The 13,810-nt window shown below is 45.0% G+C and carries 17 protein-coding genes; 6 read left to right on the top strand and 11 right to left on the bottom strand.

What is annotated here, in order from left to right; all coding sequences use genetic code 11:
- Positions 1-44 precede the first annotated feature (44 nt).
- Positions 45-227, top strand: a complete 183-nt coding sequence (locus QL234_RS13745; RefSeq protein WP_281558402.1) for a hypothetical protein — start codon at positions 45-47, stop codon at positions 225-227.
- Positions 228-250: 23 nt separating this feature from the next.
- Entirely contained in the window at positions 251-1,405 is a 1,155-nt protein-coding gene (locus QL234_RS13740) for an aromatic ring-hydroxylating dioxygenase subunit alpha (protein WP_281558401.1), read from the top strand.
- Positions 1,406-1,425: 20 nt separating this feature from the next.
- Here QL234_RS13740 and QL234_RS13735 read toward each other — a convergent pair whose 3' ends face one another.
- From QL234_RS13735 to QL234_RS13720, 4 genes are all read right to left on the bottom strand, one after another.
- Complete coding sequence (locus QL234_RS13735; RefSeq protein WP_281558400.1) at positions 1,426-1,899, bottom strand: isoprenylcysteine carboxylmethyltransferase family protein; 474 nt, start codon at positions 1,897-1,899, stop codon at positions 1,426-1,428.
- Positions 1,900-2,158: 259 nt separating this feature from the next.
- On the bottom strand, positions 2,159-3,010 hold the full coding sequence (locus QL234_RS13730; RefSeq protein ID WP_281558399.1) for an AraC family transcriptional regulator: 852 nt from the start codon (positions 3,008-3,010) through the stop codon (positions 2,159-2,161).
- An 85-nt stretch (positions 3,011-3,095) separates the two neighbouring features.
- Positions 3,096-3,407: a DUF1330 domain-containing protein gene (locus tag QL234_RS13725; protein ID WP_281558398.1), complete on the bottom strand. Its 312-nt coding sequence runs from the start codon at positions 3,405-3,407 to the stop codon at positions 3,096-3,098.
- Between the two features lie 151 nt (positions 3,408-3,558).
- Positions 3,559-4,032, bottom strand: a complete 474-nt coding sequence (locus QL234_RS13720) for a DUF4345 domain-containing protein (RefSeq protein WP_281558397.1) — start codon at positions 4,030-4,032, stop codon at positions 3,559-3,561.
- Positions 4,033-4,325: 293 nt separating this feature from the next.
- Here QL234_RS13720 and QL234_RS13715 point away from each other — a divergent pair, with 293 nt between their 5' ends.
- The gene (locus QL234_RS13715; RefSeq protein WP_281558396.1) at positions 4,326-5,240 is read left to right on the top strand and encodes an SDR family NAD(P)-dependent oxidoreductase; all 915 of its coding nucleotides are present in this window, start codon (positions 4,326-4,328) and stop codon (positions 5,238-5,240) included.
- Between the two features lie 149 nt (positions 5,241-5,389).
- Here the strand turns inward: QL234_RS13715 and QL234_RS13710 are convergent, their stop codons facing one another.
- Entirely contained in the window at positions 5,390-6,133 is a 744-nt protein-coding gene (locus QL234_RS13710) for a SapC family protein (protein ID WP_281558395.1), read from the bottom strand.
- Between the two features lie 152 nt (positions 6,134-6,285).
- Here QL234_RS13710 and QL234_RS13705 point away from each other — a divergent pair, with 152 nt between their 5' ends.
- Complete coding sequence (locus QL234_RS13705) at positions 6,286-7,326, top strand: cupin-like domain-containing protein (protein WP_281558394.1); 1,041 nt, start codon at positions 6,286-6,288, stop codon at positions 7,324-7,326.
- On the opposite strand, the gene QL234_RS13700 is transcribed toward QL234_RS13705, so the two are convergent.
- The gene (locus QL234_RS13700; RefSeq protein WP_281558393.1) at positions 7,323-7,919 is read right to left on the bottom strand and encodes a hypothetical protein; all 597 of its coding nucleotides are present in this window, start codon (positions 7,917-7,919) and stop codon (positions 7,323-7,325) included. The genes QL234_RS13705 and QL234_RS13700 overlap by 4 nt on opposite strands.
- A 227-nt stretch (positions 7,920-8,146) precedes the next feature.
- Between QL234_RS13700 and QL234_RS13695 the strand changes: the two genes are divergently transcribed.
- Together QL234_RS13695 and QL234_RS13690 are read left to right on the top strand one after the other, a co-directional pair.
- The gene (locus QL234_RS13695) at positions 8,147-8,548 is read left to right on the top strand and encodes an SRPBCC domain-containing protein (RefSeq protein ID WP_281558392.1); all 402 of its coding nucleotides are present in this window, start codon (positions 8,147-8,149) and stop codon (positions 8,546-8,548) included.
- 164 nt (positions 8,549-8,712) lie between these two features.
- Positions 8,713-10,191 carry a DUF885 domain-containing protein gene (locus QL234_RS13690; protein ID WP_281558391.1) on the top strand — a complete coding sequence of 493 codons (1,479 nt, stop codon included), beginning with the start codon at positions 8,713-8,715 and terminating at the stop codon, positions 10,189-10,191.
- A gap of 135 nt (positions 10,192-10,326) precedes the next feature.
- Here QL234_RS13690 and QL234_RS13685 read toward each other — a convergent pair whose 3' ends face one another.
- The 5 genes from QL234_RS13685 to QL234_RS13665 form a co-directional block, all read right to left on the bottom strand.
- On the bottom strand, positions 10,327-10,692 hold the full coding sequence (locus QL234_RS13685; RefSeq protein WP_281558390.1) for a hypothetical protein: 366 nt from the start codon (positions 10,690-10,692) through the stop codon (positions 10,327-10,329).
- Positions 10,693-11,135: 443 nt separating this feature from the next.
- Complete coding sequence (locus QL234_RS13680) at positions 11,136-12,218, bottom strand: serine hydrolase domain-containing protein (RefSeq protein WP_281558389.1); 1,083 nt, start codon at positions 12,216-12,218, stop codon at positions 11,136-11,138.
- A 271-nt stretch (positions 12,219-12,489) separates the two neighbouring features.
- Positions 12,490-12,717, bottom strand: coding sequence for a hypothetical protein (locus QL234_RS13675; protein WP_281558388.1), 228 nt, complete (start codon positions 12,715-12,717; stop codon positions 12,490-12,492).
- Positions 12,718-12,881: 164 nt separating this feature from the next.
- Positions 12,882-13,316: a GNAT family N-acetyltransferase gene (locus tag QL234_RS13670; RefSeq protein WP_281558387.1), complete on the bottom strand. Its 435-nt coding sequence runs from the start codon at positions 13,314-13,316 to the stop codon at positions 12,882-12,884.
- A gap of 83 nt (positions 13,317-13,399) precedes the next feature.
- The gene (locus tag QL234_RS13665; RefSeq protein ID WP_281558386.1) at positions 13,400-13,681 is read right to left on the bottom strand and encodes a SelT/SelW/SelH family protein; all 282 of its coding nucleotides are present in this window, start codon (positions 13,679-13,681) and stop codon (positions 13,400-13,402) included.
- Positions 13,682-13,810 lie beyond the last annotated feature (129 nt).

Here is a 13,810-nt window from a genome sequence, read left to right as displayed (position 1 = left end):
GATACAGGATTGTATCATACAAAGGTGTTTGCTATGGTACATTGATGTCTCATAGTGTTCGGGTTTATGTTTTTATTTGTGAGCAGGGAGATTTTATTGGCATTGCTGTTTCCTGTTGCTATAGCTACAGCATTGGTCTTAATGCCGGGCCGGTATCAGTAATGCTGGCGGAGCAGAGAAAAATTAATGTTAATTGTCAGCAAATACAGCCGGTGGAGCGTATTTAAGCATAACGATATTAAGGTGATCTATGAAAGAGTTATTAAGCCAATACCAGCAGGAAGCGCAGGCCTCTATGCTTGAGGCTAAGGCGCTGCCGTTCGGGGTTTATCACGATAAAGGCGTATTTGAGCTGGAGTCAGACAAGGTTTTTCGCAAGGACTGGATTTTTGTCTGTGCCGCACAGGCCATCGCCGCCCCGGGTTATTATTATGCTTTTGAACTGGCGGGTGAAGCCATAGTGGTTATCCGCGGGCAGGATAAAAAGTTGCGGGCGATGTCAAACAACTGCCGCCACCGGGGCACCCCTTTACTTGATAGCGGCTTTGGTGAAGTGACAGGCAATATTTCCTGTCCCTATCATGCCTGGAGTTATGATGATAAGGGCAATTTCAAAGGCGCGCCTATGCCGGGAAAGGTGAGCATAGACAAGCAAAAACATTGCCTGCCCCAGTTCCGGCTTGAGTCCTGGTACGGCTTATTATTTATCAATCTGGACAAGCAGGCGCCGCCGTTAGCCGAGCGCTTTAACGGTATAGAAGCCTATACCGGTATTTATCAGCCGGAGCGCTTTGACAGCTACAGTGGCGGGGAGGTTGAACACTGGCAGGCCAATTGGAAGGTGGCGATGGAAAATGCCCTTGAAGGTTATCATGTTTTTAAGGTACATAAAGAAACTTTGGAAACCACAGCTCCGACTAAACTGGCTTATTATGTTGCCGGCTCGGCTTACTGGACCATTATTGGCGGCAAGTTGGTTGATAATGCCGGCACACTGGCCAAGTGGCTCAGGGGGAAATATCCCCGGGCTTATGATCATTACCAGATCATCATTTTGCCGCCGTCTTTAGTGCTTATGCTTGATTACGATTCCATGTCCTGGATACACGTGTTGCCGGATGGCCCTGAGACCTGTGTGATCCGCTCGGGCGCCATTTTTCCTAAATCCATGTTTAAAGAGGACCAGCAGAGTAAAGCTTTTACCCAGGCCTTTTTTAAGGAAGATAAATGGATTTGCGAGCGGGTGCAAAAGGGTATGCATTCAAAAGTCGGCAAAGGCGGCAAGTTGGTGGAGATGGAAAGGAGCGTGGTCGACTTTCATCAGTACCTGGCGGCTAAGTTATTTGCTACAGATACCGATGAATTCTTTGAAGGGGAAAATGCCGCCCTGTTTAAAACAGAGTAGGCACTATGGCACCGGGCTGGCTACAACCAGCGCCGGACTTTGTTTTTATAGGCTAAATATTCATCGCCAAATTTATGCTCAAGATAAGCCTCTTCTTTTTTGATGGCCAATTGATATACCAAATAGGCGGAAGGGATAACACTGAGTAATATCCAAAAACTATTCAGGAATAAGCCGATGCCTATGGGAGCCAGGCAAAACGTGGTGTAAATGGGATTGCGTGAATAGGCGAAATATCCGCTGCTGATAATGGCAGAGGTAGGTTTCCAGGGTTCAATATTGGTCTCGACCTGTTTGAACGAGCGGCTGATATGGATCACGATAACAACTCCCGCCAGCACCAGGGTTAACCCTAAGTATTTGAGCCAGGTGATATCGGTAATAGTTACCGGCCAATAATGGTGTATGCCTGCGCCGAGCAGCATAAACAGCAGGAAAATTAACGGCGGAGGAAATTTGACTGCCGCACCGCTTTTATCGTTGTTATTGTCCATGTTTATCTCTTATAAAATCATTTGTAATTTTTGGCCCGAACATGGGGTAAGTATTCGTATAACTTATTAAAAATAATATCTTATCTAGCGTGCAGGTTTATTGGAAGTTTAAAAATGAACTTTGATAAAATAATGAAGAGGTTGTTGATTGGTTTTGCCGAGTTATTGATTTAAGCCTTAAAACTAACCGCCAAAGCATGAGGCGATTAGTTTTGCTGTCTGCTAAAAGTCAGACTGGTTTATGAGTTTTTGCTCTGTGTTACTTCTCTTTGATGGGAATATGTAAAGCCATTTCACTTTTGGGATCCATAACATTATATCCGGGCGGGTAGAGTTCAAAATCCGGCCTTTCAATATAATCGTAGTTGGACTTTGGTAACCAACTGCCCCAGATATACTTCAGGGTTTGATCCAGGTTGCTTATCGGGCCCCTATGAATAAACTTGGCGTACATTTGCTCGGGTAATTCCCTTGCGGTCATGCCCTCTGGAATATCGTCAAAGTTTTCCACCGGTGCGCTGCACACATAGCTGAAGCTGATATCGTCACCGTTCTCTTTATAGGCTTCATAAATACCGAACGATTCATCGCCGATGCGGTTTTTAATTTTATCCCGGTAAGGGCGAAAGGCAGACCACAGGCGCGGCAGGCTTAAATCGCTACTGTCATACTGCTGTGCGATGCCAACGAGTTTCATGGCCGGGCGGGTAATGATCTCCGGCTCCATGGAAAGTTCGTTTTGCAAAAAGTGCAGCATATGCGGACTAAACTGATCTTTGTACAGTAATCTAAAAGGATCGTTTTGTTTACGGTACTGGGCCGGGGTGATATTGAACAGCCCCTTAAACGCTCGGGTAAAGGCTTCTTGTGAATCAAACTGACAATCCAGCGCCAGTTCCAGCAGGCCTATGTCTTCACTGAGCAACCTTTTGGCGGCCACCGTTAATCTGCGTTTACGCAAGTATTCCTTCGGGGTATCACCCACCAGTGCTTTGAAGATGCGGCTGAAGTGGTAGGTGGAATAATGGGACGCTGCCGCGACTTCATGCACCGAAATCTTGTCGTATAAATGTTGTTCAATAAAATCAATGCTTTTAAAGAAGCGTTGCATATTGATATCTCCTTACTTTACTTTTTTGCCTCCCAAGAGCTCTTTTTTCATCACAGGGTCTTGGGCTGATATGTTCAAATCAAAACTAGGGGTATATGCGCTCACTGGTCATGTAAAAGCGGATATGGCTAAAGCCACGGTCTCGCAGCGGCACTATTGCTTCATAAGCCGGATCTTTAAAAAAGTTCATAATAGCATCTCTGCTTGGAAAAGAGACCACAATAAAGACCGCCGGTTTTTCTTCGCTGTCAAAGGCGCTTTCAACATCGTAAGTGGCGATAGGCACAGCGCCATGTGCCTGGGCGATAGCCGGTACCTGGTTTGAATAGGCTTTAAAAGATTCTGTTTCGTTCGGGTTTGGCGTTGCTTCTATGTGTAAAAAAACGGGTAAAATCATGGGTTGCTCCATAATGGTAATTGAATTATGGAACGGCTGAAAGCAGGTTGTCAGCCGTTCGTTTTGATAATTAAATAGGAGATAAGCAAGAGGCTGTTTTGATACCTCTTGCTGGCAGTTTTTTATTCGCCGACGGAAAACAGCGGCCGCTTTACGCTTTTCTTAAATTAAGGATGCGCATATGCCAGATGACTAAAACAGGTATGACAACCAATTCTATTACGGTTGGCCCAACCACCTGGGGGTCAACAACACCATATTCCAGAATATTGGTGGCCCGGCCCAGACCGCCGATAAACAGGGCAAGGGCTGAAAAGCGGAACAGGGTGGCATATTGTTCGATGTTTCTTAAGAAAAACAGCAATACCAGTCCCTGGGTGAAAAACACGCCGAAGCCGAATCGGTATTGATTATCAACAAAGCCCCTGAGCATGCTTTCGCCGTTAAAGATCATCTCGCCGCCTGCTAAAGCGGCACTGCCGTTGATACCGCCAAATGTACTTGCCCCGCCGGGCACAAAACAAATGACGGCCAGTACGGCGATTAATAGCTGGAATACTTTTCTTTCGGTTTTGTCTAACCGAGAGCCTAATCGAGAGCCTGGGCGAGAGTTTAAATGAGTCATAGTTACCTTCTTATATGTTTACCTGGTTGTTTATGTATTTGCCTGAAGCAGATGGTTAAAAGCTTATAGAAGGCCTGTTTGCTTTTTTTGATATTTCTTGCGGTGTTTTGTTTTTCCCGGGGGAAAATCAAGATAGCAAGAAATATCAAAAACCGATTTTTCATATCCATTACATTTACCTCATCACAAACAGGCGAGGTCCAGAACCAGATGTTCGGGCCGACGCATTAACAGAGCGGGTATGGTGTCAAATGTCCGCGTTTAACTCGAATTAGATTAGAAAAGGTGAAAACATGTTAAAAAGTATTTTGATCACAGGTGCAAACGCGGGCTTAGGTAAAGAGAGTGCAAAACAGTTGGCACAGAAGGATGGTGTAGAAAAAATCTATCTGGGCTGTAGAAACTTGGAGAAGGCCGAACTTGCCAAACGTGAGCTGGAAAGAGAGACGGGAAAATTTATTTTCGAAATTCTGCTTATCGATGTTTCAGACCTGAACTCAGTTAGAGAAGCCGTTGCCACATTACCTGAGCCGGTTGAAGGCCTGGTGATGAACGCCGGCGGCACCGGTGGCAAAAGATTTCATGATAAAACCAAAGACGGTGTCACCCAAATCTTTGCCGTTAACCTACTGGGGCATGTCGCTTTAACCGAGGAGCTGTTAAAGGCGAAAAAACTTACCAAAACCGCTTTATATGCAGGTTCAGAAGCGGCAAGGGGCGTAAAGGAAATGGGCATGAAACGCCCTGATCTGAAAACCTCATCGGTCGATGAATTTGCTTCGATTTGTAACGGGGTATTCTTTGGGAAAACCAATGATGCGACAGTGCCATACGGTCCGATCAAATACATGGCCGCCCTGTGGATGTCATCTATTGCCCGCCAGTACCCGGATATTCGTTTTATCACTATGAGTCCGGGAGCAACCACCGGCACCGAAGGCTTTAATACTCTTTCACCTGTAAAACAGTACGTGATGAAGGGCATGATGAAAGTGATGTTATGTTTGGGCAAAGTGCACAAATTGGAAGTTGGCGCCGAGCGTTACGTAGACGGCCTGTTCAATAAGTCCTATAAAAGCGGCGGTTTTTATGCAAGCCAGTCGGGCCTTACCGGTCCTATCGGCGACCAGGCAACGATTTTTGCCGACTTGAACAATGAAACCTTTCAGGATAATGCTAATGAAGCCATCCACAGGTTTATTAAATAAAAAGGGATATTCTCTGGAAGAGAATTGCCGTTGGCATCAAGCTAACGGCTTTACTTACAGGAAGTAAGGTATGTCATGGGTTCATGGATGAACAGGAATGACGCTTACAGGAAGTAAGGTATGTCATGGGTTCACGGACGAACGATTAATCAGGATTTTTTTAAATGGAATAACCGGGAAAATTGCCCCAACGACATCAGGTGGGCATGGATAAGCTTCAGGTAGCCTTTTTTATACAGGCTAAGCAGCTGGTCGCCCGGTAAGGACTTAAGTAATTCTTCATCCACGGAGTAAAGCCCGGTAAGTTCTTTCTTTTCGCCTGATGGCAAGCTGTATCTCAGTTTATGTTGGGTTAACAGCCCCAAGTCATTTATATGATTGATAAAGTTAATTGCTAGTTGTTCCTGCTGCACTAAATGTTCGCATAATTCCCTGATGCCGGTTAATGCCGGTGTTTCTTCGCCCCGGGCACCAAATAAAGATTCCCCTTCCTGTTCGCTGCAGTACTGGCTTTGGGTATCGATGGCGACCAGGCAACTGCCGTCCTCCCGGGTAGCTATGGCAAAAGGGGATTTTTGAATATGCAAGGGGATATAGGGAGCATTCCAGCCAGCAGGACTATAAAACAGGTTTTCACCGCTATCTGTGCCCAGAATGGCGGCAAGTTTAAAATGCTGAGTTTGCTTGTCTTTGATAAAGCATACCGGATAACAACTTGCTGCCTTGATGATTTCATTCGGGATCACGGGCACCAGCTGCTGGCTTTTACTATGGGGAAAGCTGAAATCCCGGCGGATTTTTAAATTTTTATGGCTGTTGTTGTTCAGCGGAACCAGGTTGTATGCTCCCGTGCTGATTGGCCCTGTGTTTACCTGAGCTGTGCTGCTTGTCATACTTTTCTCTCTTCCCTTGGACATTTTACTTTGCATCTTATGTGCGTTTACCCCTTAGTTATAAAAACAAGAGACAGCGCTGTCATTTGTTGGTGATAGTAAAACAAACTTGCGATAAGATGTAAATCCCATGCACGAATCTGATGAAAAACATGACCAGGTGGATTGAAGAATATAATAAAAATAATATCAGCGATTTTGCCTCATATATTTCAAACCATTATGCCCCGGTTGTGATCCGTAACCTGGTAGATAGCTGGCCTGCGGTGGAAAAAGGCAAGCAGGGGGATGAGGCTTTTGCCCGTTATCTGCGCGCTTTTTGCAACAACAGTCAAGTGCCGGTGATCTTGATGGCACCACAGCATCAGGGACGGATATTTTATAACCACGACTTTGAGGGTTTTAATTTTCAGCGCCGCAATGGCACTATCAGTGCCGTTGCCAAGCAGCTAATCGCTTATTTGCATGTCAAGGGAGCAAGTCCTACCCTGGCGGTGCAGAGTGCCCCGGTGAAGCAATGCCTGCCTGAATTTTTAACGCAGAACCCAAGCCCGGCATTTTTATCTAAGGTCTCCCCGAGAATTTGGTTGGGTAATAAGGCATTGGTGCCGGCGCATTATGATGAGTCCCATAACATTGCCTGTGTGATCAGCGGTAAGCGCCGTTTCACCCTGTTTCCGCCGGAGCAGATAAAGAATCTCTATGTAGGTCCGATAGACTACACACCAACGGGACCAGCGATTAGTCTGGTTGATGTGAACAACCCGGATTTAGAAAAGCATCCCAGGTTTGAACAGGCGCTGTCCCATGCCTATGTTGCCGAGTTGGAGCCGGGGGACGGACTTTATATTCCGCCCCTTTGGTGGCATCAGGTCGAAGCGTCAGGAGGAATAAATACCTTGGTCAACTATTGGTGGGGCGGTTCGATTGAACTGGAGCAAAACAAATTGGCACCGGTTGATAGCATGATGCATGCCTTGTTGACGATAAAAGATTTACCTGTGGCTGAACGTTTAGCCTGGCGTAGCTTTTACGATCACTATGTTTTTCAAACCGGGGGTGACCCGCTTGAGCATGTGCCTGCATCTAAAAAGGGTATCTTGGCTAAAAATGACAATGGGACTGAGGCAATAGGCAGGGCTAAAGCCAGTGTGGTTAACTGGCTTATCAAGCAATTAGAAAAGCATCGTTAATCCTGGTAACCCCAAGGTGCTGCAGGCGCTTTGATTGGCTGGGTCAGATCAAAATCTACCCTGAATTCACGGCCCTGACGCACTAAGCGGTAGGTGAACTTTTCCGGATAGATATACATCTGCCAGGTATTGCCGATAGATTGTGGAATACCTTGTTTAACAAACAACTCTTTCGAGTATTGGTCGGCAGGGAACGACTGCACTTGAGGCCAACCGGCATCCTGGGTATGACCGCCATACATGGTTGATTCGTCATCGCTGCCGTCTTTTTTGCGGTGATCATGTTTTAGCGAAATGCCGGAGCCGGTTTTGGTTAATATCCAGGTGCGCGAGGCATCATCACCGACATGGAAAGGGATTTGCAGCTCACGCTCAGAGCATTTTCTGACATGCATCACTAATTTATTTTTAGAAAAACTGCTGGCCGGGGCATTATCTACCGTTACCTTACCTTCAAAAGCCTTGCCGCAATGTTTGCTGATGTTATTGAAAAAGGCATCATGGCTGTCAATAGACACCAAAGGGGCTTCGGCGTAGCTGGCGCTGCTGGCTGCCAGGGATAATAAAGCGCTTGTTAAAAGTGTTTTTTTCATTTTAATCTCCTAAAGCTGCCAAGCACTATAGAGACAAGTTAAGCAGACATCAATTACATATCTCAATTCTCGGTTTTCCCGGGGCGTTTAATTGATTGCTGTGATTATTATTGTTAACCTTTTAAAAGTATTAAAAAATTGTGAATTTTAGTGCTAATTTTTACTGACAAACCACCTGGCCTGAATTCACGCCAATACGTTATCAGCGATACAGGGAGCAGATAAGCATGCGCAGTGTAATATCGCAGTCCATAACCTTGCCGGTCCCGGCCCAAACATTATTTGAGATGTATCTTGATCCTGTTCAGCACCAAGCTATTACAGGCTCGCCTGTCATTATAGGAAAAGAGGCCGGAGCCGAATTTCGCGCTTTTGATGGTGTGCTCAGCGGTACTATATTGGCAGTAAATAGTCCAAATCTCATTGTACAATCCTGGCGCTCGACAGCGTTTAAACCGGCGGATCCGGATTCTACTTTAATTCTGAATTTTATTGATGACGAAGCATTTGGGAAAATTGATTTGGTTCACCTGGATGTGCCTGAGCATGATTATGACGGCGTAACCCAGGGCTGGGAAAAGTTCTATTGGACACCGTGGCGGGAATATTTAGAGAGCAGGGCACAATGACCCGGCCAAAGCTGTTACCAAAGACTTAACTATAGCTATCTGACATAGTTATGGGGGATATAAGCCGTCTGATATCTTGCCGGAAGTCCTTGCGCTAATTAGCAGTACATTTAAGTTAATTTGTCACAGTTGCGGGTATCCGTTACGGAAAAGGAGATAAGCGAGTGAAAGTATTTGTGAACAGTTTCATGGCGATACTGCTGATGTTTTGTGCAGGCGTGCAGGGTAAACCTCTGGTGGCTGACAGTGGCTATGCCGCACAGTCGCTTAACAACTGCAAGACGGATTTACGTTACCTTAACCAGGTTATCGGTTGGCAAGTAAAATGGCCCAGGCAGTGGCAGGGCATTATAGCAAACGGGCCAGACACTGCCGGTGAAGCCATTAAAACCTGGTCTCAAGCCCCGGCTGCTTTTAAGGTGGCGATAGAGAAATTAGGTGCAGGCATCAGCACAAAGGAAACCGCGCCGCGTGCCGTTGTTATTCGTGTTCAGCAACAAGTTCGTGATCTTTTATCCGACCTTACCCTGGAAAATTCTAAATACCGCTTTAACCAGGCTGAACATAAAAATGCGGCACAATGGAATGCCTTGATCAAAGATGAAGTTGTACCGGCTGTTTCAGCGTTTGAAAAATTTCTTGATAAAGAATACCTTCCTGCGGTTAGTATCGCCCCCGGACTTTCGAAACTTAAAGACGGGGCTGCATGTTTTGCTGATGCCGTCACCTGGTGGACGACCTTGAATCTACCTTCGGATGAAATTGAAGCCATCGGCAGACGTTTTCTTAAGGAATCACGTGAGCAATTGCTGGCAACAGGAAAACCAGGGGATACGGTAGCCGGTATGCTCAAAGGTTTGCGTGCTGAAACACAAGCGAATAAAACCGGTGCAAAAGACCTGATTGCCATTTCAGAAAAAGCACTGGCCCGGGCTCATGATAAAACCCTGATGTCATTTTCAAAACAAATAACAAAAGAAATTGTTGTCAGTGAAATGCCCAAATATTTGCAAGACTCTGCTCCTGCGGGTTATTACGGTAAAGCTCAGGGCAAGGCCCTGGCCCGTTATATTATCAACCCGTCGCGTCCTAATGAGCGGCGACTGATGGCAGAGGTGATTGCTTTTCATGAAGGATTGCCAGGCCATCACCTTTGGTCAACCTATCCCAGAGCGAAAGCGTCCACCGGATATAATTCCGGCCTGCTCGAAGGCTGGGCACTTTATTCAGAATATCTGGCGGATGAAATGAACCTCTACTCTTCGACTTATGATCGCCAGGGTATGATCGCAAAACATCTTTGGGCCGCGAGCCGCCTTATTGTTGAACCTGGCATTCATCTGCGCGGTTGGTCGCGTGAGCAGGCGATTGATTTTATGCTGGAAAACACCGTGATGTCCCGCACTGAGATTGAAATTGAAGTAGACCGCTATATTGCCATGCCCGGCCAATCACTCAGTTATATACTCGGTGCTGATGTCATCCTGTCGGAACGTGTACGGGCGCGGGAGATTATTGGCGATACATTTGATATCGCGGCATTTCACGATGTTATTCTAAAGCCTGGGGTACGCCCGCTACCTCAGGTTCGTGCCGATATTCGCGCTTGGGTTCAACGAGAGCAAGAAATAAAGCCGATATAGTCAGCCATGCCTTTATCACTCGTGGTTGCTGACGGCTCTGATAGACCAGCGATAATTCATGTTATTAGTTACATATTCGCTGGTTTGCTGTGCTTGGTTGGTATTTTACAGACTCACATCCTTGCTGTTAAACGATTAAAATCCACTTTCAAAAGAGGCCTTGGCGGATGCCGTATCCCAGGTTCCGTCCTGGTAAAGAATGGTCGCTTTTGCTGTGTAGGTTCTATAAGCACGAATGCTAAAAGAGCAGGATGAACCGGAAACGCCGCAGCTTGAAGCAGCACCACTCCAAATAACCTGACTGATAGGTTTACCGGTTGACCCTGCAATTCTAAATACCGCCGTTGTTTTAGATTGTCCCCATAAAAGCGCAAAGCACTGGTTAGGTGTAAAAGTATCATAGGCTTGCGTATCAACATAACACTCCATGGTTGCAGCGGATGCGTGAGAAGCGACGAAGGATGAGGCAAGCAAAAGGCCTGCGCCGATTAGTTTTTTCATAAGATGTCCCCAAATGTAAATTAGTGGAATGAATCTAATTAGTATTTCCCGACCGTTAAGATCAGGGCTTGTATCATCAGCTTGCCGTAACAGGGCTGCTGATGATGAAGCGGTAACAGCCAAGCCGTGGCCACTTCATTGATACTAGTGTGGGTAAAGGGGAAATGATCTCACCAAGGTAAAGAGAAAATTACCGGTAAGTTAATTCAGTACAGCACAAGTAAGCTTAAAGGTTGATTGTCGTTATTAAATTTAATGATAAGTTTTAGCGAAAGATTAAGGGGGAAATGAAACGGCCTAAAGCCAACTCACCTGTTAGGAATAATTCCAAATAAGATAGAGCAAGCATTGGCCGACGGGTACAGTGATATTAAGCCGTCAGGGCAGGGAAATCGCCTGTGCTGACGGATGAGTTTTAGCCCCGATAAATAGAACTTTTAGCTTTATTCCTGTGTATGATTGGCATCTGCAATAGCTGCCTTAATTAACCGCCCGTATTGTTTAAAGTTCTTTTTGCTCCTGTCATTAGTCGCAAATAATATCAGGATGTTTTCATCGGTATAGTGGCGGAAATCGCTGAAGAAGTATGGATTTCCACCATTGTGAGCAACCAGATTGGTATTACGTTTGGTTTTAAAAATGGCCCAGCCATAGCCATAATGTGAAGTTGCGGCTTCATTTTCGGCAACATGAGGCGAAAACAGTTTGAATTTGGAGGCATCAGTTAAAATTGTCTTGCCGCTAAGGGCTAAATGCCATTTATACAAATCGGTAAGGGTGGAAAGCAGCCCACCATTCGCTTTCAGGTTCCACCATGGGCCATCCTCAGCCCATTCATGCTCTAAAGGGGTTCCCCAGCGGTTATTGCCGTCATAACCGACGACTAAATTTTGTGATGGCCATTGAGGAATTTTATAGCCGGTATCCAACATGCCTGCGGGCTTAAAGAGGTGTTCATTCAAGAATTTCTCGTAACTTACCCCGGAGACTTTTTCAATAATGATCCCCAGCAGGCTATAGCCCAAATTTGAGTACTCATAATTGCTGCCCGGTGTTGCATTTAATGTTGAATGCAACGCGCCATGAATTAAATCCTTGCGGCTGACGACTTCATAATCTTCTTTAAAATCACTTTTTAAACCGGAAGTATGCGTTAACAGCTGGTGAAGGGTTATCATGCGCTTGTCATTTGGCACCTGGTTAAAAAACCGTCCGATGGGATCATTTACACTCAGCAGCCCCTTTTCTTCCAATTTTAAAATGGCTGCTGCGGTAAATTGTTTAGTGACCGATAAAATGTCAAATACAGTATCGGCAGAGAAAGCACGTTTATTCTCTTTGTCGGCAATGCCGTAACCGCGCTTTAGCTTTATCTCGCCGTCAAGTGCGACTAAAACGGCACCATTGAAATGATTCTTTTCAGCATCCTTTGTCCAAGCTGATAGTTTCCCTTCTGGAGCTGCAACAACCGCAACAGACATAAACCACAGGCACAAGGCAGTTAAGTAGGTATTAATTCTCATCATGTTTTCTTATTCTCATTATTCTTTTTATTCGTAGAATTACGGCACTGGTGATCCAAACACTGTTTTATCAAGGAATGGGAGGATGTCATTTATAGATGTTTAATAGCTCACTGCGCCAAAGTATCAAAACTTGTTGTGATTAGAAAGTTATTAAGTAATTTCAATCAAGTATTATGAGGTTATATGGTCAGCCTGGTATCGGCAAAGACGGTTTAACAAGGGGGGATTATCAACTTGCCACAGGCGTGATTGGCTCTCTTGTTATATGAGCTTAAAAGTTGTTTTGTACAGACTCACTTAACTCAGCAAGCGGTTTAGGAAAACCAAGTGAATAAACAAATCTATTTTCGCTGTCCTCAAAAATGCTGTTGCCGACGCCGAGTAAAACAAAACCTTCAGATAACAAAAAGCTAGCATCGGCAGCACACTCGGTTTCAATAATCTTTGTAATCTTGAGCAAGGCTTCTTGTGCTTTGTTTATCTCGGTGTGCGCCATCATTCACTCCGTGCATCATATAGGTTACCTGAATAGAAAAGCATATCAGTAAATTGTCAAAACTGTGAAGTTTGTTGGCAGCGATAAAGCAGGGCGGGGATATACCCCATTTTTGGGGGAACAGGAGCTGTCAGTGCTGCAAAAGCATGACAGCTTTTGGGAGTCATTTAAATCCCTGGTAAAATGGCGCTTTCACGACACATTGCGATAATCTGATACCCTTGATTTTCATAACCTTTATATCTGTCAGCTAGAAATGGAGGATAACTTTCAGGACTCACTATCTTAAAGCCGATTTTACCGTAGAAATCTGCCAGGTGTGAAAACGGCATACAGTATGAGACTGTTTCATTAAGAATAGGCTCAATATGCTTGATAAATGCCGTGCCTAAGCCATTCCCCTGAAATGCTTTGTCGAGATACATGCCACGTAAAATTGAAACTCCCTGATTAGATTCCACTTTCACAGCACCAACAATTTTATTGTCAAAAGTAGCAATAAAAGCTCTTTCTCTGTCGCCCCAGTCACTGTGGTAACCTTGTGCTACATAGAATTCATTTAAAGTTGTTAAATACGACTTGTCTGCTTCAAAAATCTTCAAATGAACTCCTGCTATTTTTGTTGTAGTCTTCTGACTTTATTGGACTTTTTCGCTACAAAATGCCAAGGATGGACTGGCAAAAATTATGTTTTTTTACGGTCAGCATGCCCTAAACTCTTATCCGGCGCGATTACGTCTCGAACCAGTTGTTTCAATTCGGTAATTTCAGGAAAGCGCCCGGCTTCTTTGCGTGACCAAATTACTTGACCATTGGCTATTACTTCAAAAATACCGCCGGTACCGGGTTGAAGTGATAACTCAGTAACTTCTTGATCAAAGGTGGTGAGTATCTCTTGTGCCATCCATGAGGAGCGCATTAACCAACGGCACTGGGAACAATATTTAATTTCTACTTTATTACTCATAATAGGCTTCATTTGTGGGGCAGCTGATACTGCTTTTTTAAGTTTGGTTATGTATTTTATCAGATTTATTAGCTATTTAATTGGGAGTTTCATGTAGCAGAATCAGAGCCCCAAAAATTGAGCTTTGAA

This window comes from Thalassomonas sp. RHCl1 (genome assembly GCF_947387555.1).
Classification (GTDB): domain Bacteria; phylum Pseudomonadota; class Gammaproteobacteria; order Enterobacterales; family Alteromonadaceae; genus Thalassomonas.
Note: the sequence above shows the minus strand (reverse complement) of the source record. Positions and strands in the feature narration are given on the sequence as shown.